This window comes from Mesorhizobium sp. WSM4976, assembly GCF_029625685.1.
Classification (GTDB): Bacteria; Pseudomonadota; Alphaproteobacteria; order Rhizobiales; family Rhizobiaceae; genus Mesorhizobium.
Map to the genome: position 1 here is coordinate 12,704 of NZ_JARTVT010000044.1, position 23,912 is coordinate 36,615.

At 58.0% G+C, this 23,912-nt stretch carries 17 protein-coding genes; 5 read left to right on the forward strand and 12 right to left on the reverse strand.

All coding sequences use genetic code 11. The features are described 5' to 3' along the window. Nucleotides 1-23: 23 nt before the first annotated feature. From P9272_RS33355 to P9272_RS33380, 6 genes are all read right to left on the reverse strand, one after another. Nucleotides 24-1,997 (reverse strand): DUF3732 domain-containing protein, encoded by a 1,974-nt coding sequence (locus P9272_RS33355; RefSeq protein ID WP_063169419.1) that lies wholly within the window; start codon nt 1,995-1,997, stop codon nt 24-26. Continuing rightward, on the reverse strand, nt 1,998-2,510 hold the full coding sequence (locus P9272_RS33360) for a three component ABC system middle component (RefSeq protein ID WP_063169420.1): 513 nt from the start codon (nt 2,508-2,510) through the stop codon (nt 1,998-2,000). Next, complete coding sequence (locus P9272_RS33365; RefSeq protein ID WP_063169421.1) at nt 2,507-3,673, reverse strand: ABC-three component system protein; 1,167 nt, start codon at nt 3,671-3,673, stop codon at nt 2,507-2,509. The genes P9272_RS33360 and P9272_RS33365 overlap by 4 nt, the downstream gene beginning before the upstream one ends. A 323-nt stretch (nt 3,674-3,996) precedes the next feature. Continuing rightward, on the reverse strand, nt 3,997-7,470 hold the full coding sequence (locus P9272_RS33370; protein WP_063169422.1) for an AAA family ATPase: 3,474 nt from the start codon (nt 7,468-7,470) through the stop codon (nt 3,997-3,999). After that, nucleotides 7,467-8,726, reverse strand: a complete 1,260-nt coding sequence (locus P9272_RS33375; protein WP_063169423.1) for a DNA repair exonuclease — start codon at nt 8,724-8,726, stop codon at nt 7,467-7,469. Before P9272_RS33375 ends, P9272_RS33370 begins: the two co-directional genes overlap by 4 nt. A gap of 71 nt (nt 8,727-8,797) precedes the next feature. Continuing rightward, complete coding sequence (locus P9272_RS33380; protein ID WP_063169424.1) at nt 8,798-14,383, reverse strand: DUF3320 domain-containing protein; 5,586 nt, start codon at nt 14,381-14,383, stop codon at nt 8,798-8,800. 636 nt (nt 14,384-15,019) lie between these two features. Here P9272_RS33380 and P9272_RS33385 point away from each other — a divergent pair. Continuing rightward, on the forward strand, nt 15,020-15,433 hold the full coding sequence (locus P9272_RS33385; protein ID WP_082826711.1) for a MucR family transcriptional regulator: 414 nt from the start codon (nt 15,020-15,022) through the stop codon (nt 15,431-15,433). Nucleotides 15,434-15,467: 34 nt separating this feature from the next. Further along, nucleotides 15,468-16,298, forward strand: coding sequence for a thermonuclease family protein (locus P9272_RS33390; protein WP_127224212.1), 831 nt, complete (start codon nt 15,468-15,470; stop codon nt 16,296-16,298). A 13-nt stretch (nt 16,299-16,311) separates the two neighbouring features. On the opposite strand, the gene P9272_RS33395 is transcribed toward P9272_RS33390, so the two are convergent. The 6 genes from P9272_RS33395 to P9272_RS33420 form a co-directional block, all read right to left on the reverse strand. Next, the gene (locus P9272_RS33395) at nt 16,312-17,457 is read right to left on the reverse strand and encodes a DUF4236 domain-containing protein (protein WP_095770037.1); all 1,146 of its coding nucleotides are present in this window, start codon (nt 17,455-17,457) and stop codon (nt 16,312-16,314) included. 50 nt (nt 17,458-17,507) lie between these two features. Then, complete coding sequence (locus tag P9272_RS33400; protein WP_082826712.1) at nt 17,508-18,557, reverse strand: hypothetical protein; 1,050 nt, start codon at nt 18,555-18,557, stop codon at nt 17,508-17,510. Further along, nucleotides 18,554-19,870 carry a hypothetical protein gene (locus P9272_RS33405; RefSeq protein ID WP_063169428.1) on the reverse strand — a complete coding sequence of 439 codons (1,317 nt, stop codon included), beginning with the start codon at nt 19,868-19,870 and terminating at the stop codon, nt 18,554-18,556. The genes P9272_RS33400 and P9272_RS33405 overlap by 4 nt, the downstream gene beginning before the upstream one ends. Continuing rightward, entirely contained in the window at nt 19,870-20,688 is an 819-nt protein-coding gene (locus P9272_RS33410; protein WP_063169429.1) for a hypothetical protein, read from the reverse strand. The genes P9272_RS33405 and P9272_RS33410 overlap by 1 nt, the downstream gene beginning before the upstream one ends. Continuing rightward, entirely contained in the window at nt 20,681-22,120 is a 1,440-nt protein-coding gene (locus P9272_RS33415; protein ID WP_063169430.1) for a hypothetical protein, read from the reverse strand. The genes P9272_RS33410 and P9272_RS33415 overlap by 8 nt, the downstream gene beginning before the upstream one ends. A gap of 197 nt (nt 22,121-22,317) precedes the next feature. Continuing rightward, the gene (locus tag P9272_RS33420; RefSeq protein ID WP_126066778.1) at nt 22,318-22,758 is read right to left on the reverse strand and encodes a hypothetical protein; all 441 of its coding nucleotides are present in this window, start codon (nt 22,756-22,758) and stop codon (nt 22,318-22,320) included. A gap of 153 nt (nt 22,759-22,911) precedes the next feature. On the opposite strand from P9272_RS33420, the gene P9272_RS36130 reads away from it, so the two are divergent. From P9272_RS36130 to P9272_RS33430, 3 genes are read left to right on the forward strand one after another with little or no spacing between them, the layout of a single operon-like run. Then, nucleotides 22,912-23,022, forward strand: coding sequence for a YHYH domain-containing protein (locus P9272_RS36130; protein WP_095770035.1), 111 nt, complete (start codon nt 22,912-22,914; stop codon nt 23,020-23,022). 28 nt (nt 23,023-23,050) lie between these two features. Continuing rightward, complete coding sequence (locus tag P9272_RS33425) at nt 23,051-23,290, forward strand: hypothetical protein (RefSeq protein WP_082826591.1); 240 nt, start codon at nt 23,051-23,053, stop codon at nt 23,288-23,290. A 52-nt stretch (nt 23,291-23,342) separates the two neighbouring features. Next, nucleotides 23,343-23,627 (forward strand): DUF6804 family protein, encoded by a 285-nt coding sequence (locus tag P9272_RS33430; protein ID WP_063169433.1) that lies wholly within the window; start codon nt 23,343-23,345, stop codon nt 23,625-23,627. Nucleotides 23,628-23,912: the final 285 nt, after the last annotated feature.

The following is a 23,912-nucleotide window of genomic DNA, read 5'->3' on the forward strand; positions in this document are numbered from 1 at the left end:
CCTTCTCCTCTGGCAGCAGATTATTATCCACCGTTGGAAGATGCGGCGGCAATCCAAGCCTGAGGCACGAGGGCCTGTCCACGCCATTCCTCAATCAACTTGACTCCGGGAAGCTTGCCCCAGACGTCCTCATCTGCATGATCCAGCACGATGATCTGGAGGCGACCTTTCGCGGCCATGACCTCAGCGCCTAGGAGCGCAAAGACCTTCCTGACGGCGACCACGTCCTGATCCCTCCACGCGATGAGGTCGGGGCCCTCGTCGCCCGCCGCCCGCTTAGGAAAATAGACTTGGCTAGGTTGGTCGAAGATCAGCTGACCAGGGACTGGGTGATGAGGTTCGGCCAGGAAGTAGTGCTGCAGCGCAAGCATTAGTGCGACGTGATACGCGAGCCAATTGGCGCCGCTGCCAATCTCCCACAGGTAGTCCTCACGCGTTCCCCTAGTCACCTTGACGGTCAGGTCTTCAATCAACAGCCTAATCGGGGCCTCGGGCCACTCCGCGTCAAGCTGCGGAATCAGCCGATTGGCATGATGGGAGACTTGGTGCAACGCGTTGAATAGCTTGCGCTGGATGTCGGCCTCGGAGATCGTCTTTTGCAGCGTTGCAATATCGGCCTGCAGCGAGGTGAGTTCCTGCCGCAAATCCGACGACTGGTCGGCGCGGTCGTAGACGTGCAACGCCTGCTCCAATCGACCGAGGAAGCGCTCAAGCCTATCGAAGCGATTGGCCTCGTCTCGGGCGACGTCAGAGTCCCGTTCCAGCACCGCTATCTCGCTACGGACATCGTTCAACTCAGATAGGACCGCTTCAGCGGCGCCGCGCTGGCGCAGGATTTCCTTGTCAAGCGTGTTAGACATCGCAGGGTGGGTCCGCAGTCGGATCTCCAGACCGCCGAGGTTGTCGCAAAGGGCCAAGACCTTCTCGCGGCCGCCGTCCCCGAGTGCGACCAACGGATCGGCGAACTCGTCGGCCAAGTCCCTCAGCCACGTGGAAAGGTCCAAGCGGTCACGTTGGATGCGCATGGCGTCGCCGTACGCCTCGCTGCTCTCCACCAGACGGCGCAGTTCGTTCAGGCGCTGACGATGCTCGGTAAGTCGCGCGGCGATTTCAGTTTCCGACGCACGAAGGGTTTCCAGACGCGTCAGCACCACATCGATGCCGGCCAGGCTTGGTCGAGCAAGACTTGAGTTGCTGTTCGACACGCGCCGAAGCAGGTCAACAACGTCACTCCAGTCCTTCGGCACTTCAGTGGAGGAATCGACTAGGCCAAGTTCGACTGCCTGACGCAGCCACGCCTCCGCCTCCGCCCGCCAAGCGCCAGTTGCCGACACGATCGCGCGTAGCTCAGCCTCCTTCCGGCGGAGGTTGCGCTGGAGCCGATCGATCTCAAACCGCGCCTGGAGAATCTTTGCCGTGACCGCGCCCAGAACGTACGGGAAGATGGTCTTTAGCTTCTCCCGGTGTTCCGTCGTATCGGCCTTGAAAAACATCACGTCGGGATTGGCGATCACGTTCTGAGGTTGGAACGTGAAGGCCATGAGGTCGCGGAAGCTTGGCCTTTGCTTGAATCCATTCTCTGTACCTGGTTCGAAGTCGAGGTCAGTCAGTCCTGCCAGGCGGTTCATCGCGCGCTTGACCGTGTCGACATTGGTGGTCTTGTCGGTGATCGTCTCCGGAATTTCGACCTGTGCGCCCTCCAGCAGCACCATGTCGCCTGTGCTCTGTTGGTCCCCCGGTTCGCGTCGCGCCAAGAGCTTTTCGCCCTCCAGCGTCTCGATCAGAATGCCGAACCAGCTGCAGTTCTCGCGGATTACGCCCACCGGAATCGCGCATTTCTCCGAGCCCAGACAGTAATCAACAATAGGGATAACGGCGGACTTCCCGGTCTTCGACGCGCCGCTGATGACGTTGACGACACCGGGCTCGAACTTGACGACCCGCGGCGCTGCACCATTGCGGGGCCAAAGGATCAGTTTTCGAAGCTGGAAATACATCTAGAACTCCACCCGTAACAGGTTGGCCACCTGCGCGGTCCCCAGGTTCGAAAACCAGAAACCCAATTTCTCCGAGGCAGGTCCGAGGTGCTTGACGCGCTCTGGAAGGACGAGCCTCCTCGGTTTCGGTTCTGGTACGTTTGCTCTTAAAGTAGCATCCTTGTAATCCACGGACAGCAGCCGCCCGCTCACACCGACAGCGGCCGATTGCAATGTCAGAGTACGCAGCAGCAGCGCTCGCTCGTGGACGGCGAGGAGTTGTTCCCGTTCCTTCCCGAGCTTGGCCGCGAAGAGCGCCAGTCCAGAGGGTCGGTTTGTCGAAGTCACGATTTCGAGCGTTGCGCGATGCAGGACGATTGGCAGCACGAGAAACGCCAAGGCGAACGGCGCTGGACGTTCGTCCTCAGCCTGGAAACCTTGGCCAAATTGCCACAATGCGAAAGCCCCAAGTCCTGGATTCTGGACAAGGGCGAGGTCGCTGAGCGGTAGGTGCGATCGGCCAGCCTCAATCAAGTCGCTGGCTCCAAAAGAGTCTGGTAGTCGGGATGCCAGCCGAGGCGCAGGCCGTGGGCAAGGGCGTTGAATGATCCGTGGACGAAATGACCGGGGACGACTCGACCATCGAGTGGAGGCTGCAACTGCGCGCAGCGCCTGTAAACTATTCTACCACGAACCGTTGCGGGGTGTCCGGCCTGTATGTCGTGCACCTCTGCACTGACGTGCTCATAGCGACCGACAAGATCATCGTCCCAGTCACTTAGGTTCTTCTCAAAGATTAGCCCGCTTTCGCCCCAGATCGAGATGTCGGCGAGCGTCCTAAGGTAATCGCTAACAGCCCGGACGCACGCTTCGTCTCCCACCTCGATCAGCTCGAGTTGGCGGACGAAGGCGGGACGGTCGGCGATCAATTGTTCGATGGCCTCGACAGGCGGTTGCTTGGTGAAAGACGACAGCAGCCCTGGAAGGTTGTTCTTCTGAACAAATGCTCTTTGCTCGGCCTGAAACGCGTCCACGTCCAAGATGGCGGGCTTGCCAGCTCTAATCAGCCTGTCCGCCGCCTCCTTCGCAGCGCCGATCGCGCGTTCGCACACTAGGTCGATGATGAGCGGAGAGACCGTCGGCTTGAAGATCGCGCGTATCGGATCGACGGGATCTGCATCGACGCTGATAACGGCGAGATTCTTGACCAAGGCGGCGCAATGAGCCGCATCAGCGTTCAGGAAAGCTTGGACGTCGGCGTCGCATGCCGGTGCAGCTTTCAGCTTGCTGTGGGCTTTGGCGAGGTTAGCGACCAGCGCCTCCACGTCGGCATCTGTTTTCGCGTCGTTCAGCGCGATCGCGAAGGCACCCGCCTTCACCGGTGTGACATATAGCCGGAAATGGCTGGTCGCCGGGTCGATCTCTCCCGCCGCCATGAAGCTGAGCCAGTTGGCCAGAGACTTCCACAGGTCCGCAGCCCAGTCGGATATCGGATTTTGCTTCAGTGCGCTCTTGCTTTGCTCAAGAACGACTTCGCCGCCGACCAGGTGAACCGCCACATCGTCTAAATGTTCAAGAGAGACCAAGGCGCCGCTAGGCGCGTTGAGCAGGTGAAAGCAAAGGCGTACAGGTTGAAGCGCATAGCCGAGGTATTGGCCAGCGGCGCTGTGTTTTCCCGTTTGCGTCTTCGCGTTCATTGCCCATCCCGTTCTCCCGAGTCGCACCGGAAGAAGCCAGTAACGATATTGGTATAGTTCGCCGTTGTTTACAATTGGCGCCCCGGCGATAGGACGGCTAGGCGCGATACAATTGCTGTTTAGGGCCAGCTCTCGAAGTCCAGATTCGGCAGGACAATGAATTTGCAGGACGTCCATTATGGGCACATCGGGGCCGTCTATGGCTCGGGCGATATGTCCGCTTTTGGACGAACGCGAAGTTTGCCGGAACGTCTGACTTTGGGCGCATACTTGCCGTCAAATTCGGCGTCCTTCACTGGTTCGTTCACGTATTCCGGAGAAAATTACTGTGCGAGTTGATGGATCCTCGTTCCCGGTACGACAGCCTCAGCTATTTCACATAGATGCTTATGGTGCGTCAGGTAGATGACCTGACCTGTGTTTGCCATCGCTCCGAACAGCCTGAAAACCTCCTCCGAGCGAATATGGTCGAACGTCTCCATGATGTCGTCGGCGACGAATGGGACCGAGGGCCGAAATTGCGCGAACTCGTAATAACCGGCGAGTCTTAGGGCAAGGTACAGCTGAAATCGTGCACCCTTTGAAAGCGCTTCGGTGACCTTGGATTGCCCGTCACCCTGCACAGCAATGAGAACCTCACCACCTCTTACAGGCTGGGTTGTCAGCCCCGAATACTGGCCACGCGTCATTAGCTTGAACGCGTCTGATGCGCGCGCCATCATGCCGGAGCGATGGCTCTCACGGTAGATCCGCAAAGCATTGCCAGCCGACATGATGCCAAGCTTCAGCTCTATGTAGCGAACGGCCTTCTCCTCGATTTCCAGCAGGGTTGTGCGCCGTTCAGCATCCAGGCGTGCAACCGCACTATCACCGCCGATGGCGTCCAGCTTGTCGGCCGCGCGCGTCTGCCGGATCAGCTGTTGCTGGATGGTTTCATCGAACAGGCGAAGCCGCTGCTCACCCTCAGCCTTCTCGACCGCGAGGCCGTCGAAATCGATCGCGTCCAGGATCGAGCGGGCCTGCTCGAATCCGTCGACCGCGAGCTCCGCCACTATCCGTTCCTCAAGTTCGGCGACGGTGGTGCGCAAGCCATCGCGCTCACGCAACAGCTCATCGCGTTCGACTACCTCGGGCAGAGTGGCGACACCAAAGACGCCCAGCACCTCGTTCTTGCGGCGTTCGTGTGCCAAAATCTCAGTGTCGAGGATGTCGCGCGCCTCCTTGAGGCGCTTCAGGTCGTTGCCGAGGCTTGCCTTCGTTTCACGTGTCCGCTCGGCACGCTCTAGGCGCTCGGCAAGGCGGATGGCCAACTGCTCCGGGTCGGTATCCTTCGTCGGCTCGTCGGCTTCAACCGCAACGGCGATGACCTCGACCAGAAAATTGGCCCTGTCGGCCTCCATCTTGTCGATACGCAGCTGCAGGTCGTCCCGTTCCTGCAGGCTTCTTGAAAGTTCGGCCAATTGATCGAGCACAGTGCCGACGCCGGATGCGGAGAGCCCGCTTTCGAGCCAAGTTCCCTTGAGTGCTTCGGTAATGCCGGCCAGCCATTCCTCCTCGCGACGCTCCGCCACACCTACTGCAACCCGTCGTGCCGCTAGATCCTCTTCTTTGGAGCTCACCATTCTGAGCGCCTCGGCATACTCGGCGTCCACCTTGCGCTGCCGATCCAGAAACGGCTCCGCGATGGCCATGATTGCTTCGAGGGTGTCGTTGGACTCTGATACAATGCCGACGCTTCCCAGCACTGCTCTCATTTCCAAGCGTATCTGCTCGCCGGCGTCAGCGGCTCGCTCGGCCTTCAAGCGAGCAAGTTCGATCTGCTCCCAGGCAGCGAGCGCATCGCTGCGCGCCTCGATCTGATCCTCGATCCTTTCGATCAGGCGCTCAGACGAAGGTTCCACGGCGTCTCCGAGCAGGTCCCTGGCGGCCGCGCGGATTTCCAACAATTGGGTATCCACATCCTTGCCGAGCTGTGTGCGTTGGATGCCGTTGCGTGACAGGTTGGCCGCGGCCTCGGCCAGCTCGCGCGTAGTTGCCCGGATCTCAGCCAGATCCGCCGCGCCGGCCAGCCGGCCTGCGCTGGCAATGTCATCGCGCGCCAATGCCACGGCGAAGTCGTCAGCGGTGTCACCGGTCAGCGCTGCGCGGTGCGTTGCCCACGCATCATCGCGAACTCGGCGGATGGCGGTAGCCGCTTCATCGTCGACAATGTCGCCCGAGGCACGAAGGGCATCCAATCGTGCGGCGAGCATGGCATGGTTGCCCTCGTATTCAGCAAGGCGTTCGGCAAGTACGGCGGTGTTCCTTGCCAGTTCTGACGCTACCGTCTTCCAGGCGGCAATCTGCCCGGCGCTCGGAACCGCGACGTTGGCGAGAGCGAGGGCATCTCCGTTCCATGGACGCAAGCGCGCGAGCGCCGCCTTCCATCGGATTGTTCCCGCATCTTCCGCCTCGCGAGCCGTCCTAATCTCTGCCTGGTGTCCGCTTGCTCGCGCTTTCGACAAAGCCGAGCCCAGCCTTGCCCTGGCAGGTTCGGGCACCGCCCTTTCCTCGCCGACCCGCTGCCTTGCCACCTGCAGCGCATCGAGTGCCGCCGCGGCTTCGTCGCGAGCGGCACGCATCCCGGTAGCAATCCCGGACCTCTGCTCGACCATGGCGCGAACGACGCCAACGGTGACGGCAGGCAGAAGCAGCGCGCCAGGATCCGCCTCGGAAGATCGGCCCAAGGCGGCAAGGCAGCTCGCCACGCTGTTGTTGAGGATTTGCAGCTCCATCCTGCGAGTGGGCAAGTCAAAGCCAGCCGCGGTATGGCGCACCTTGCTCTCCGCCAGCCCGCGAATGCGTTCGGAAATCGACAGGATCGGTTCGTCCTCGTCGACCGCAGTGACTTTTTCCGCCAGGCGCTCGGTCTCGTCGATGTTTGCGGACAGCCGCGTTCTGAGGCTGGCATCGTCATCGATCAGTTCGGTGACACTTCCCGTCGATGTCCGGGCTGGGGAGGCGATGTCCGGCAGCTGATCCAGCCGGGCAATCTTGCGCCGGATATCCGCCAGCATCGGCGCAGCACGCACGTAACGAGCAAAGGTATCCAGCCTGGCCACCAGCACCGCCCGATCGCTGATGGTTCGGCCGTACTGCTGCGCTGCATCGAGACGTTCGGCCTCCAGGCCCTCGTAGGTTGATGCAAGGGTGTCGATCGCATCCCTGCGCGACTTTACGTCAACAAGGCGCTTCTTCAACAGCGCCAGTTCGGTTCCATGCGCCTGCTTCCGATACAGAGCGTCTGCTTCGGCCTCGAGGGCGTTCAACGTATCACTTGCGTTCCCAAGACCGGCGCTGGCCGTGAACAGAAGCTTGCCGAGGTCGCCCCGCGACTCCAGGATAGATTTTCCGCCGGCTTCCAACGTCTCGTCATCGAGTGAGAACATCGTCGTGTAGGCGTCGCGCGACAGACCGGCGAGATGCGCCGTGATCGCCACCTCGCTTACCGGTTGGCCCGTCGCATTCAATAGCGAATTACTGCGCTGTTTCGTACGCGTGAACGTGTGTTCGGAGCCGGCCAGTTCCAGCACCCCGCCGATGCGCATGGCACTGTACTCGTGCAGGAAGTTGTAGCGGCTCCGTTCCTCGATGCCGAACAGCAAGTCTAGATAGGCCGAAAGCGCAGTCGATTTGCCGGCCTCATTCAGGCCAAACACGATATGCAGATCAGGTCCGGATTCCGGTTTGGGTCCGAAGTCGATCGAACGATCGGTGAACTTTCCATAACGAATGAGGTCAAGGCGCCGCAACCTCATGACGATCCACCGGCCTTAAGGCGGGCAGTCACCAAGTCCGCGCCCTTGGAAAGCACCTGATCGAGGAACTGTTCCAGCCCGGCTTCGTCCGTCCCAGCAAAATCCCGCCCGTCGGCCGGAAGGTCGGCGACCATCTTTTGGACGAACGCCCTCGCCTCAGCGCGGAAGGCCTCCGAGGTGGCATCGGCACGCATTGATTGCTCGAGTTCGAAAATCGGATCAGCAATATCCTCGGCGGTCTCCGTCCGAGGCGGCGCGAGGTCAAGCTCGAGCTTCTCCACCCACGTATGGCCTAGCTGTTCCGCAGCCTGTTCGGCTTCGGCAAGAAGGAGGTCCCTGTCGCGGATCAGCGCCCACATCAGTGGTGACGTTCCTGTCAGGCCAATGCGAGCCACAGCATGACGCGATCGGACGGTTGCCCGCATCTCTTCGAGTGCGAAGCGAACACGCGCGACGGCCTCGGGCCACTCCACCGCTCCGGTAAGGTCGACGCTCACCCGTTCGAACTGCGCAACGCTGGTCAGCCGTTCCTCGATCTCCACCGAACGGTCGTGGCGCACCGTCACCAGGGTGACTGATTTCTCACCGGCCTCGTTGATATCCCTCCCCTGCGGTATTCCCGGCATCACCACGGCACTGGCGCCAGGATGGACTTGGCGAGCATGGATGTGGCCGAGGGCCCAATAGTCGAAACCGTGGGCGTGCAAGTCAGCGATGCTGCAGGGCGCGTAAACGTCGTGACCTGGCGATCCAGCCAGACTGGTATGCATGATGCCTATGTTGACGGCCCCTTCACGAGCCGCCGGATATTTGGTTAACAGGCTGTCCGGCGCCTTAGGGTTCGCAAAGCTCAAACCATGGAATACGACGTCCAGACCGCCGGCTGTCTGCAATACCGACTGAGCACGACCACCAAAGATGGTAACGGTGTCGGGAAATACCAGCTGTTTGGAAATCCGCGACAGGGCGTCATGATTACCGCGGATCTTGAAAACCATGATGCCGGCCTGGTGCAGGCGTGTCATCTGCGCGCCCAAGAACCGCGCTGTCTTCATTGAAGTCTGGTCGCCATCGTATAGGTCGCCAGCAATGACCAACGCGGCCACACGTTCCTCAAGGCAGAGATCCACTATCGAAACGAATGCCTGGCGGCTGGCGTCGCCCACCAGCCCGGCAAGATCGGGATTTCGCATCGCCAGCGAACGAAGCGGCGAGTCGAGATGAATATCGGCCGTGTGTACGAATCGAAATGCCATTCGGCCTCCGCCAGCAAAAGAGGTGTTCCGAGCTTCGACAGAAATTGCAACGAGGGCGCTGCAGCGCCCCGTTACACTTCAGCTAATTTCTCGCTCGCGGATTCGCCGGCCACCAACAAGCCGTCTTGGGACCGTAACACTCCTTTGGCAACCAAATCGGCGACCCCAGCTGAAATCAGCTGCCTTAATTGTGCGCTTGTGGCTTTGAAGCCCAGCATCCTGGCAACGCCTGTGGCGATTTCTTCCTCTGTCGCACCGAGGTTGGATTTCACGACTTCCATAGCGCCTTGGGCGACCTCGTCCTGCGCAATCATTTCGGGCTTGCGCAATCCAGCGGACACGACCCCACTGCGATCCCTGAGACGAACAGGAACACCTGGCTTGAAGCAGAAGTTGCCTCGACGGGCTACTGAACCACCTCTCTGTGCTATGCTTACCCCCCGCTCGATTGCATCCTGAATCCTGCCACCGGCCCGCTGCAGACCCCAGGCGTCCCGAATACGCGAAACTATTTCGTCGACATGGATTGGCGTTTCTGTAGCCACGACCTGCTCGACCAGTCCGGCCATGATTCCGCTGGGCGTCTCGTGGAGTTCGAACGATCCCGGTCGCTTTAGTTCGGCCTCTTCGTAGGCTCGATTGGGTGTCTCGGATCCGTTTGTGCTTTCGAGACCGATTTCCGTCACGTTGCCTCGGTCGACCGTAACAACCTGCACGGCTACAGCTCGATTTCTCTGGACCCCCAATTCGGCCCGCTCATCGAGTTCTTTTCTGGCGGCCTCAATCGCTAGTATGGTTCGCTCCAGCTGCTCACGAGGCCGTTGGAACCAGTCAGCGCTCCAGATGCGATGGATGATCCAACCATGGTCTTCCAGAACCGACTGCCGAAGCCGGTCTCGATCTCTGGCCGAGCGAGATGAGTGATATTCTGCGCCATCGCATTCGATGCCAAGAATATAGCGGCCTGGCCTCTCTGGATCCGCAACTGCGAGGTCGATGAAGAAGCCGGCAATGCCCACTTGAGCATGAACCTGATAACCCATTTCGATCAGCGCGTTGGCTACCTGTTCTACAAAGATTGAATCCATTTCGCGAACCGTGACTTGGGCAAGCGAAATTCGCCCTGTTCTCGCGTAGTGCAAGAAGAGCTTGAAGGCGAAGATGCCTTTCCCTTTGCCACGCTCCAGGTCGATGTCCTCGTCTGTGATGGACGCGAATACTTCGCAGCTGCGCTTGGCGCGGCTTATGAGGACGTTGAGCCGACGCTCGCCGCCTTCCGCGCCAAGAGGGCCGAAACGCATGGCCATGTATCCCTGGGCATTCTTGGCATACCCCACCGAGATCATGATCACGTCGCGCTCATCGCCTTGAACATTTTCGAGGTTCTTGACGAAGAATGGCTCGCTTGGATGAGCGTGAAAGAATTCCTCGGTGTCGGGATTTAGTCGCCGCAGCGCTTCGAGTTCATCCTGGATCGCGCGGCGTTGGCTAACCGAAAATGTTGCAACGCCTAGAGTCTCTTGCGGGTTCACCTTCGCATGACGGATGATCGCCTCCGCTACTGCTCTCGCCTCTACCGGATTGGTTCCTGTGCCGCCGGAATCGAAGACCCCCTCCGGCACATGATGAAACCGCAACCCCATACCTGCCTCTTGGGTATAAGGGCTTGGCACGATGAAAAGCCGGTTCTCGTAGAACTGGCTGTTCGATACTGCGATTAGAGATTGGTGACGGCTACGGTAGTGCCAGCGCAGCATACGCTGCGGCAAGCCGCGGGCCGTGAACAGGCCGAGGATGCTTTCAATGTCGGCGACCTGCGCGCCCTCACCCTCGTCATCTTCAGACTGCGAGCCTGTCATCTTCGCGAAGAATGTCGTGGGTGGCAGTTGGCGTTCGTCGCCAACGACGACCACCTGACTGGCCCTGGCGACCGAGCCAAGTGCGTCCACGGGCTGGATCTGAGACGCCTCGTCCATCACGAGCAGATCGAAGGACATCCGGCCGGGCGACAGGAATTGCGCCACCGAAAGCGGGCTCATCATGAACACTGGCTTCAGCGCCTGGATGGCAGGGCCTGCCTTCTGCATCAATTGCCGGATGGGCATGTGGCCTCGTCTGCGCGCCATCTCAGAACGAAGCAGTCCGACAGGTCCAGCTCCGCCGTCTCTTGAAGGAATTTTCCGGTGATGAGCCGTTACAACTTCGATGGCGCCGGCCTTGATGCGCTGGCGGTCCAGATCTGCGAAGTCACGTACAGCCCTGGAATGCAGTTCCCCGTCGAACCTTGCCAGCTCCGGCTCATCGGTCGCCATCGCCAGAAACATTCGTTCGTAGTAGGCCATATCAAAAACTGATCGAGCCGATCCTGTTGTAATCTGGCCGTTGGCTAGGCCGTCTATCAACTGTCCCAGTCCAGCCTTTCGGGCCGTTTCGGATCGCTCTTCATAGGCAACCCATTTCGAGAGCTGCTCCTGATGATCGAGCCAACCCTGCAGCCGAGAAACGACCTCGCCTATCGCGACGTCCGGAAAATCGACTACTCCAAACAAGGAGGGAGCATCGGCTTTCAAATCCCCTGTAAGCGCCTTCAATTCCCGCGCTGCCGCTTGGGCCGCTTCACGTGCTGAACGTGCCGAGTTTGCGATCTCGATTCTTTCAGGCAACCGCGCAGCCAGATGTCGGATCGAGCCATTTTCTTTCAGCCAAAGCTCGGCTTGCGTGAGAGCGGCCCAATCGGATCCTCGACCGTGCCACGACGAGCCGAATACGAACTTGCCAAGGCTCTCTCCCGCATCGATCCCTTGAGCAAGTGCTTGTAGTCTGCCTAGTCGGCGCAGTAGCTCCACCCGCTCAGTGATTAGATCCGGAACGTCAGTCAGAACCTGTCGTGACGCATCATCGGCTTGAGCTACAGTGCTCGCCTTCGCTTCCATCAGTTGCAGCGAGGCCCGCTCGGCGGAAGCCACGTCGCCTAGCATGGATGACGCGAGGTGCCCGAGATCGTTCCAGAAACCTTCGATAATTGGCCGACCGATTTCGATAACCTTGCGAACGCGCGCTGCACGCGCACCGGCCTCGGAGCGTTCCGCCATCCGGCCGGCGATAATCCGAGGTTCGGGGCCTAGCCCTCGTAGAGTCCGCATCCACTCCACTAGCGCGAGCAGTGGCGCGGAAGCCGATCGCTCCCCACGCCAATCTGCCCCGAAGGCGGAACGGCCAAAAGCGTCGCCTTCGCGGACTCTTGCTGCGGCAGCCTGACCCTTCATCAAAAGGTCGAGGAGACCAACTATCTGCGTCGCAGGCGCGCTAGGGTCGACCACAATAGTCCGCGCAAGTGCTGTGGCGCGACGGTAGTCGCCGTTCAATGCTTTCAATATTCCCGTGTGTGTGGCGAGCGCCTGCCGCGCCGCGGCCACCTCGGTGCTCCACGCCGCGTCAACAACCTTGCCCTGAAGGTCGGCTCTGGCAGCCTCAAGCGTCGCTACGCTGTCGGCAAGGTCGCCTGCCTGCTCAAGTCCGGAGTCCCAAACGGTGGCTGCGAAGGCCTCCGGACTTGCGTCAGGTGCTGCCGCTACTCGCTCGCCGGTCACGGCCAGCCTGAGCAAGCCTGCCAACGTGTCTGGCAATATCGCCGATCCGAGTTCCTGATTCAGGCGCTCAGCTTCTTCCCTCAAGCGTGGGAGCAGAATGGTGAGCTGTCGCGCACGATGGAAACCATCTTTCGGAAATTCCGAGGGAAGCTTTGCAAGCTCTGTCTCGAGACCTTCAATTGGCGTGTCGATAGCCGTTGCCGCCAACTGCTCCGAAAGTTCCTCGGACTTGCGGGCGAAATCCGTTCCTGACCAGAGAAGCGATGAAATGTCTTTCGGACGCTCATCCCATACCGGCGAGACGAGCGCCTCGGCAGGAAGTCCAGGCGCGGACGCGAGAAGCTCAGCGCGATCTTCTATCTCGCCGCTGTCGCTGAGAATTTTCGGAGGCTCGGCCTTGATCCGCTCAGCGATACCGACCAGTTTGGCGTGCAGTGCCTTGGCTTGGTCCAGCAACGCCGCGATGCGTGGGACGAGCCTCTCAATGGTCGTTGGAAGAACGACATCCAGGCCAACTCCCCGCCACGGGTGGTGGATCGGCAAGCCGATCTCGTTGATCCGCTGAGAGACCTCATCGAGCAATTTGCGACGTTGCGAAACGCCGTCAGTTGTCCAGCTTGTGGCATCCGTAAGTTCGATGTCCACTGGTTTCTGACCGACCTGCCTTAGTCGGGTTAGCTGGCCGAGAACCTGATAAGGAGTGAGTTCGGACGCTCCGAACGCAACGTGCATTCGTGCAGCATGTGCGTTGAGTTTATCGCGAGCCTCCAGCAAGCGATCAGTTAGGGAAGAAGGAAGCTGGCCCCTGGGCGATCCGAGTTGCCAGGTTCGCCGCAGCTCCTCTAGCATCATGCGCTTGTTCGCCTTGTTACTATGCAGCTCAAGGCAGGCGTCCCCCACCCCAGCAGTGTCAAGCCGTCGCTTGACGACCTCCAGCGCTGCCATCTTTTCGGCCACGAACAGCACGGTCTTTCCGTCGGCAACGGCCGACCCAATAATGTTTGCGATCGTCTGCGATTTTCCTGTCCCAGGCGGACCTTGGATAACGAGGTCGCGACCTTTTCTGACGTCATGGATCGCCAGTGTCTGAGAACTGTCACTGTCGACGATATGCAACATTTCGGCGGGCGCAATGTGCGGATCAATCGCTATGTCGTCCGACATAAGCGGCTCGCGTGTTTCGAAACCATCTGAAAGAAGCGAGCGGATCTTCGGTTGTTCGATAATCTTTGCGCCATCGGGCCAGAGATCCGGATCCAGATCACGGTACATCAAGAACTTCGCAAACGAGAAGAAGCCGAGCACCATATCGTCGCGAAGCACCTCCCAACCCTCTTTGGTCGAAATTGCTTCGGCAACGGCATCGAGATAGGCCGAGACGTCGAAGTCATCTCCCACCTCAAAACGCGGCAGAGCGAGCTTGTGAATGCGGTCGAGATAGAGTTCCAAGGAGAGGTTTGCGGTAAGATCTTCCGGCCGGGCTCGTAGGCGGAATTTTTCTCCAGCGGCCCCTCGCTCAAGCCGAACCGGCACCAAAATGAGGGGGGCCTGACGGATGTTCTCTTTGTTGTTCGGGTCAATCCACTTCAGCATTCCAAGGGCCAGAAAGAGGATATTGACGCCCTGCTCTTCCTCGAGTGTGCGGGCATCATGGTAGAGATCAAGGAGCCGCCGCTGCAGCCCAGTTGGGGTCATACGCGTCTGCAGCTTGGTGTCCGAGTGCCGCGCGGATATCCCTCTGTTATCGACTCCATCGTCCTCTGGTTGGGCGAGAGCGACGGGGGAATAGTCGATCTCTTCGTCTGGAGGGCTGCTTTCATCCTGGCCCGCTTTCGGCCTATCGGGCTTGCCGGCCAGGAAGGTAAAAGCCTTTCCTTCGGTCACCAGCAATCGATAAATTTCGGACGACTTCTCATCGACGATATCGATCGTCTTCGCGCTCTTGGAAAACCGCGGCACATTCAAAAGTCGATTGCGGGCGGAAAGATCGAGCAACTCCATCCTGGCGCGCTCGAGTTTCTCCTTTAGAGGGAGATCGCTTTGGAAGACTGACTGTTTTACGTCCAAGACTTACATCCCCTTTGAAAGGAGAACCAGCTAGAGCCCGCGTAGAGCGTTCGCGCAAGAAAAAACAGCCGTGTTCAATTAGAAACGACTGCGATCACTTCTGGACACCGTCCAATATTGCGACGTGTGATATGGGTCAGAGCCTGCATTCTTGGCCCCCTTTGCCTAGTCGCTATCCGACGAGGATTCTCGCTCCCTGCCCCCGTATTTAGCCGCCTCCACAATGTCTTTTTCTGACACAGAGAGTCCGTTGCGGACCCGAATGGCTCCCGCACTTGGAACGCGGTCCAATTCAGATCCAGTCTTTGCCTTATCCTTCTGGGGCTTAACCTCCGGCGGCGGGTCTTTCGAAAATGTCATGCGTAGGTCCTACTCGTCCAAATCTAAATGCATCCGCCTGTGAGCCTCAAGCCGCTTTCCTGGTCATACAAAGAAAACGCCGCGCCCAATCAATCCACCGTCTCTCGTGGTTCCGCATTCTGATTGGCGCTTTAACATTCATCACTATTAGCGCCTGGCATTTAGTATCCTCCCTCTACTGGTTTTTTTAGCCGATAAGTAATAGATCGGGATTTCACTGCAGAAGTCCGGAGCCATGAAGTGACTGACGAAATCCAAAATACGGCCACCGCGCTGATGGAGCTTACCGCCGATATCGTTGCGGCTTATGTGAGCAAGAATTCAGTGCCGGTCTCCTCATTGCCGGACCTTATTGCCAGCATCAATTCGTCATTAGCGCGTATCGGCCAGCCGTCCGAACCGGAAAAACCCGACCAAGTTCCCGCGGTCAACCCCAAGCGCTCAGTCACTCCAGACTACATCGTCTGCCTCGAAGACGGCAAAAAGTTCAAGTCCCTCAAGAGACACTTGAACACGCATTTTGGACTGACGCCCGACGCCTATCGCCAAAAATGGGGCCTCTCCAACGATTACCCCATGGTCGCGCCTAACTATTCAGCCAATCGCTCCAGATTGGCAAAATCGATTGGCCTCGGTCGCACAGCAGCCGCGCCCAAGAAAGCAGCAGCCAAGAAGTCAAAGACGCGCTAGCAAAACATTTGGCAGCTTCGCAAAGGATCGAAAATTGAATCGCGATCGCTATTCCCATCGCCGCAGCTCGCGGCCAAGACGCGGCCGGGTTTCAATTATGCGCAAGCGTTTCTTTTCACATAAATCATTAGCCGCGATCCTGGTGATCACGCTAGCAGTGGGCGCTTATGTCACCTCCTACTTTACAGGGTGGGGCAACCAGATCGCGGGACCCAATACAGCAAGCGCACTCGGGTCAAAACCGAAGCCTATCGTCGGCGTAGCGTCCATCGTTGACGGGGACACGATCGAGATCCACGGACAGCGTATTCGTTTCAATGGCATCGACGCACCTGAAAGCAGCCAAAACTGCAGCGACGCAAGCGGGCAAGAATACCCATGCGGCCGCAAATCCGCAGAAGCACTGGACATCTTCCTCAGTCAATCCCGACCCATCCAGTGCAACTTTGTTTCGTGGGATCGTTACAACCGCTTCGTTGGTGATTGTCAGCGGGCGGACGGTGCTAGCATTGCGTCTTGGATGGTCGAACAGGGTTATGCCCTGGATTGGCCTCGATACAGCCATGGTAGTTACGCGTCACAACAGGCAGATGCCCAAAGGGCCAAGATTGGCATCTGGGTTGGCACTTTCACAGCCCCTTGGGATTGGCGAGCAACACATGCAGCCAACAATAAACCCGGTAATGACACATCCTACGGCCTTACAGGCCGTCGCCAAATAGCTCAGAGCTATTCGTGTCAACCGCGTCGCTATTGTAAGCAAATCTCCTCATGCGATGAGGCGCGCTGGTATCTCAATAACTGTAGCTGGGGACCCAAATTGGACCGGGACGGCGACGGAATTCCGTGCGAAGGCATTTGCTGACCAAGCCAATTCCTTAGCGCGCTTTCAGCAAGCCGGACTGGCCACCAGCGTTTCGGTGCATTTGCGCGAGTGCCAATAGAGCCTGGCAAAAGGGCTGGCTGACGTTTGTCTTGGAAAATTCCACCAGCTCGTTGAGCCCGGATGGGCTAGAAAACCGCAAGGCTTCGTAGCGACAGACAGGGATCTGCCGATTATCTCTGAAGCGTTTGTCGGGTCCGCCATTCTTATTGGGATGAGCCCAGGTATAGCTCACGATCTCAGCATCAGATGGAACTTTGCCGGTCTCAATAAAATTGCTGGGGGCAAATTGCGTCCTGAGGTCTCCATACCCAACGGCACCGTACTGGTTTCCGTCCTTCACCAAAATCATGTCTGGCATGAAATAAAGGATTTGCCGGCCGACGTGTATCGACGGTGGTGTGACATTGCTGCGAACAACCGTCGGCAAGGAAGCTTGGAGCGTCGTCGACTTTTTATCGACCAACATCGTGGCTCCCGCATTGCGCTTCCAAGTCGTCAGATCCTCTATCTTGCCACCAGCCGCGACATGCCAACTCGCCGCGCAGCGTGTGAGCGTGTCAAAGGCGGCGACAAGTCGCCCGTAGGCCGCCTCCGCGTCCTGCTCCAAATCATAGTAGAGCACGCTCACCCGGCGGTAGCTGTCCAACCAGTTGCCAATAAGCATGCCCGGCAAAAAGGCAGCAATACCGATCAGCGCCACCCCACCTCCCAGCATTGCGCCTGCGATCAATCCGGCGATCCCAAACAGCACGGCCAGGATGAGCGACATTCGCGTCTGCGATTGCCTCGCATTGATTTCATCAAGCACATTGGCAAATGTCTCATCACGCATCTCGATCACATCGGCGGACTCGATTTCTCTCATCACGACGCCACCGCTGACATATTCCACGGGTGAGGATGTTGGATGGGGCTTTGGCCCAGATGGGAATTCAGACAGTTGCAGCGTCTGCTTGGCGCTGCGCTTTCCCAAAGTGCCTCGGTAGTAGAGACCGCCGACGCCTGCATGAATATAATGCCCTCGTGGGCCAGTCCCGATACGAAGACCTTGCACGCCAACGGACGCGCCAACCCCGCCAGACGAGAAGTTAAAGCGGAAAGGTCCCGCACTAATCGATTTTCGAACGTAAAACCCCATCCCCGCAATCCCCCCCAAGCCCTGTGAGCGAAACCCAAGGGCAGTTCGCCTCACAACTTTGGTACCGGAACCAGTCCAATATCTGTCTCTCGCGAACGTTGCCTGACCCTGATCTCAATTCGCCTCCTCGCCTTGACGTCGCCGGCCTGTGCGCCGTCGGTGAGCCGGTCGCCAGGCAATATCAACTGGCCGCCGGACATTGGCAGGATGGTGAAGCCTTTCAGTTCCGGCATATCGCGCAGGATGCCTGTGACGGAGATCGCTCGCGCTAATCCAAGCCCGGCATTGTCGGCAGGATGGAGTGTGCCAATGTCCATCTTGCGCGCCAGTACGGGCTGAAGGCCTCTGTCCATATTCGATGAGTCACCGGACATCGCCTGCTCGTCCGTGTGGCCAATCACCTCAATGACGTCCACACCATAGGAAGTTGCAATTCCAGCAATGGTCTTCGACATCTGCCGCAACTTCGTTTTGAAGCCACCGGAAAGCTCCGCACTTCCAGTATCGAAATTATAGCCATCGAGCTCGCTAAGACTGATGATCGGTGGCCAATCGTGTGGCTTGTCAGCAGAGGCCTCGTTCCTTGCCTTCTTCAGTGCGTCAGCAAGATCCTTGGACGTCTTGCCCGTGCCAACGTAGCCGAGCTCGCGCAGAACCTTCATCTTCTCGATCATGGCTTTGGCCTGATCAACGTCGACGTCGTTGTCAGAGAGGACTTTGGCGGCCGGCGCGCTTTTCACCGCTTCCTCAAGGGTCAGTCCCACTTTTTTGATTGCCTCTGCGGCCTCTTTGGCCCGGACCAATTCACGCCATTCTTGATCTGGTACATTGCGTCGACTTGCAGGCTTGACCATGGCATTCAGCTGAGCCAGCAACCGCTTGTTTTCCTCGTCAAGCTTGCGAGCGTTCTCATTGAGGGACTGCGCAATCTTCTGCGCTGCCGCAGCCTCTTTCTTTGTCTTGGCGATGAGCGCGCCTGCAGCAAGCAAAAGGCAGAAAACGAGAAGCAGCATCGTCTCAGCCATCGTCAGGCCGAGTATCAGGCCGCGGCCATAGCCCTTGCGCTCAAACGTAATGGCTGTTCCGCTAACCTCACTCACCTGCCCCACCAACTTGCTCTCTTTGGCGGTTCACCCTTCTCCACCTCCGCCGGACTGCTTAACGATCGGAAGGTGTCGCCCTCCGTGTCATCCGAAACCTTGATTGGCGTCTCCACAGGGGAGGCAACAGTGGAAGGTGCCGCCACTCGCTCGACATCGTTCGCTATCGCATTGCTCAGAGGCTGGGGAGTGCGCACGGCCGGGAGGCTATGTTGTGTAAGGGTTGCGACGAGGCCGCGTGTTTCATTGCTGTGTTTCTGCATCACAGCCATGAACTCCTCAGTCAAACGCTGCTGCGCTTGGACAGTTTCTGCGGTCTTTTCTGCGGCCGCTGCCGCTCTCTCCACTCCAGTCGCCACCTTGATCACTGCGTCGGCAAGACCGGTCATCCGCGTTTGCTGCTCTTGCGAGGCTGTTTCGGTTTTTATCGCATATTGTGCGACAGCATTACCCAGGAGCTTGACCATCGGCGCCAGATCGTTCTTCAGCACCTCATCAGGAACAACCACCTTTTCCAGCTTGGCAGCCATATTGTCGGCTTGATTACCGAGCTTTCCAACAGAGTTGGACATCGAGCTGTTGGCTTTATCCAGCAAATCCGCTGCAGCTCCAACGCGGTTCGCTATCGAAGCAAACTGGGTTTCGACTTGCCCGAAATTGTGCTGCAACGCGTCACTGAGCTTGGCAGACGCCTCTTGGACAGGCTTGATCGATTCCATGGCAATATTGTCCAGGGCAGATCGAATGTGCTCCCCATTGCGTGCCGCTTGCTCGGCAATCTCTGCAAAGCCCTCTTCGAGCATTTGATGGCTGACACGACGAAAGTCGGCGAACTCCCTGGTTACGCTTTCCATCTCGGCTCTTACACGCCGTGTCATGTCGGCAAGTTCGTGCCTCGCCGTTCGCTCAATGTCCGCGGGATCGCGCCGCATCTGATTGTAGAAAACCCTCAGAGCAATACCGGTGATCGTCGACGTGATCGCGATGCCAAAATTTTGGACGATCGTGTCGGTTGAGCCTTCCGTTCCAAACTGAAACAGCGAGACCCCAAGGCTCGTCAGGGTGAACAGGAAGCCCATATAGTAGAGGTTATCGCCGGTCTGCTCGTCGTGCAGTTGTAGCTTTCCAGCAAAGATCGAAACCCCGAGATAGAAAAACATCAGGCAGGCCGGTGCTACCGCCGCGACGATCGGATTTACGCCTGAGAGTTTTGCAATGGCGATGAATACACACCCGCCGAGTGTCAATGCCGCGAAAACCACGACCGGCAGACGTGGATGATCCAGCAAAGGTTTGTCGTGCGCTCTCGCCATCAGTTTAACCCATCCAAGCCAACCAGCTTTTCGAACTCGCCGTGATGGTTCTGGACCCAATGTGTCCAGAACTCCGCGTGATCCAGGGTCTGAAATGGCTTCTTTGCCCGATCGATATAAAGAATTGTGATGCCCACCCCATCCAGCGACGTCCCATATGTGCGGTCGGCGGCGCTGTTGAGGTATTTTTGGTAATCCAGTCCCGATCGGTACTGCGAGTAAATCGTCGTATGCTCGATCATGTCAGAGGCGACCACCAATCGCTTGGGACTGCCCTGTTTGGCCAAGCTGCTATCGAAGAGCGACAGCTTGATTTTCTGAATTCCAGCCATGATCGGAGATTGGCTCGCGGAAGCCGCATTCGGGATTTCATCGGGAAGTTTGTTCAAAGGATCGCCGAAGGCGTTTTCCCACTTCTTTTGACGCCGCGCAGGATTGTTGGTCCAACTATCGACGGTCGACCCATCACCGGGATTGCATCCATCGAACATCACCGTCAGCTCACCAGGCGCCGAGCTCAGGGTATAAATCCTCACATACCCACCCGGCTCGACCTGCCCAATGGTCTTTCGGAACTCGTTCTTGAGATCAGCCATCGTCGTTGCCGAAATTGGATCAGTGGCGTCGATGAGGACGGCGGTCAGGCTGGAGGGTCCGTCCAATGGGCAATTCGTGTTGGCGTCGATATGGCCATTGCCAGACCTGGTCCACATCCAGCCGAAGCCGGCCAACATCGCAACGGATAGCACACCAAGGGCAATGGCCGCGGCAATGGTACCCGCATTGCCTTTCTTGCGTCTGCGGGTTCGCCTAGACATTCACGCTGTCCGGGTGAAGCTTATCAAGATCTCGGTACTGCTCAATTCCCCGTTCGCATTCCTGACCAATCAGACGAACCTGCTCGTTGAGTTCCTCCTGCGCCTGGCGAATTGATGCGCCAACATCTCCCTCATTCCACTCCCGCTCGCCGGTGACGTATGGCTTGATGCGATCAAGTTTGTAGGGCGTTCCGAAATGCTTGGGCGCCGGCTCGGTCCTCGCCTGGATGTTGGCTTCCCGATACATCGACAAAAGCTGATTGCAGGCTCGCTCCAATTGGTCTTGATGCTGCGCAAAAAGAGCCAGAAGCCTCGATCGATGATCGACAATCGCGCGGTGCTCGCGCCGGCGACTACCAAGCTGCTTGACGATTTCCTCCACTTTTTCGTTGTGGTCGTCGCGGACATCCTGCAGCTCTTCGATCAGTTCCTTCTTTCGATCGATGTAGTCATCGCGCCGTCGAACGAGCCGATTTTCAACGCCAGTGTAGCCTGGGTAAGGGTCGAGCACGAACCAGCCGTCGATAAAAGCGAAAAGCGAAAACATCAGGCCGATCGCAAACAGCAACCAGGACTTGATGTCCGTGAGACCCGCTGGATTGGCGAGCATATTACGGATGACCTCAGCGCCGGCGCCGTCAGCGAGCGAGCCGCTGACCTCACGGTAGTGCGCTAGCGCCAAGTTTATCGAAATCGCCAAGCCGATATAGAAAAGGATTGAAATGATCCCAACGAATTTTACGAAAAACGACCGATGGGTGACGAGACGAGCGCAGAAAACCGCCAGGAGCAAAGCCGCCCCGATGTTGATGAAAGAGAATGCCGCAGCCTCAAGGATGCCACCAAAAAATCCCTGCTCATTGCCCTTGGCCAGGAAGTTGCCGTTCATCGCTGTCTCGACCAGAAACAGAAATAGCAGAAGCGATAGCCGGAAAATGTGAGCGGCACCGTGCTGCACACGCGCGGCACGAACGAGACCGTGCTTCTCCTTAAACCATGCATGCTCTTTTTCGGCGTCGTTCAGGGCCCTTCTCAGGCCGTGAAGTTCATCGAGGCCCACGGCGACCGAGGCTTTGAAGTCCGAAACGCTAGCGGCATTCGTCTGACGGATTAGACCGAATTGTTCCTCGAAATCGAGGCCGGCAAGACGACCTCCAAGGAGTTGCAGGTTGTCCTCAAGAGTGTGATGCGCAGCCTTCTTCTCATCCTCAACGCGTTCCACGATGGCATGTTCGACATCGTCGAGATTCTTTGCCGTTTTCGGGGGTTGGTTCACCTCGCCGCGCTGCTTTCCGCGGTTAATGACATCCAGGTCGCCGTCGATCTTGGCAGGGTCCAGGCTGTTGAATAGCTGAGTGCTCGCCCGAAAATCGTGGTTGGATTCTCGCAGTGAGTCACGCAACTTATTTAGTTTTTCGAATTTAGAGCCCACGCACTCACAACCCCAACTTTACGCCCCCCGGCAGAGTGGTTTCTATGCATAGTAGAGCTAAAGGGCAACCGCACATTCACTTCTATCCACTTGCTAGTGCGGATCAGGCTCAATTGAGTTCCAACAAATGATCATGGCTGCTGATCAACTGGTTGATCGGCCGCGACTAGTCATGTCATGAGCCGTGCTGCGATGCTCTAAGGACAGAGTGCTACGAGCGGGTTCGCGACTGGGAAATTATCCACAGTCGTATACGTGTACTGGATCTCACCGCCCAGGCGAACGAAGGCAGATAGTTCCTCCGCACGACAGACATAGTTTTTGGTCATTTCATCGATCTTCTGGACATAGACCGGCCGCGAGACGCCAGCAGCCAACAATTTGGCGTCTACTTCCGCATCGGTCTGAGCCCAGGTGGCGTTGAAAACGATCCTTGGCCCGATTGCGATGATGCTCCGAACGGAGATGTTCGAACTGATCAGCATGGGCAATGCTGGAGCCATTTCGGTTTGCATTTTTTTTGCGTAGGCGCAGACGTCGGTCTTGGTGTACTTCGAGAGGCATTCATTTGCCGTCGCCACCCTTGGCCATGTCAGCAGGATCGCCAACGGGACGTGCATCAATCGCAATCCATCCAAAGTATTCTCCTCGCCCGATCTTGGCCTGCACAGAGGAGCATCTATCCTATTTGTGTTCACAGTGCCACGAGCAGCTTGTGCCCGACCGGCAATAGTGCTCTGTCTGAAATACTTTGGGAGGGCAATAAAATGAAAACAACATTTCTCGCGGCTATGGCCGCTGCAATAATCGCTTGCGCGACCGGCGCGTTTGCACACAGTGGCGGCACTGATGCCAACGGTTGCCATACCAACCATAAGACCGGCGCGTATCACTGTCACTGAAGGTCACGCCTTTCTGAGGGACACAAACATGCTGAAGAACATCATGTCAGCTCCGCTGGGCCTCCTCTTCATGCTGGGCGGGCCGATCACCTACGTGATGAATGTCGTCGACACATGGCAGGGCCATGCATCAGTGGTCGTAAAAATCCTGATTAACTTGAGCCTGGATGCGATGTTGGCGTTCATTTGGCCGATCACTTGGGCAATCTGGCTTTTCAAATATATGGCGGGCGCCGAAACTCCACTAACAACCGTGCTGGGCGTTTGAGGATCAAGTTTGCTGAAAATAATGCTTTTCGACGCCGGCCGGAACGGTCCGGTTGGTCTGCATCTGTGTAGCTATTGCCTCGCTGCTGGCGGTAGCGCCATGGCCGTACGGCTATTACCAATTCCTCCGCGTGGTGGTCTTTTTCGCCGGGATCTACTGCGGAGCCATGGTGTGGCGATCAGGCCCTGAAAATCGCACCCTGGCTTGGGCGCTGTTTGGAGCGGCAGCGATCTTCAACCCGTTCATGCCGGTTCATTTGCCGCGCGAGCTGTGGGCAATCTTCAACGTCGCAGCGGCTACTCTGTTCGGCTTTGTCGCATACCGGCACCGGAATTAAGCCGATAATCTGAGATGGCCAAGAGTGGACCTGAGACGCCGAAGGTCAAGGCGCGCCCGAGGGTCACCGTGTCACAGCCGTTGGCGCTTTATGCGGGAGATCTCCTCGAGCGGACGAAGGAGTACTTCGAGGCTTTCAACCATCTAGGCTCGGAGTCGGAAAAGGCGCATCTTTTTGCCCGTTATTTTCTATTTTCGCATGCCCTAGATGTGGAGCTTCAACAGGTTGTCCTCGATCAGGGCGAGGCGACTGATAGGCGTTTTTGACTTTAGGCTGCCATGTGGA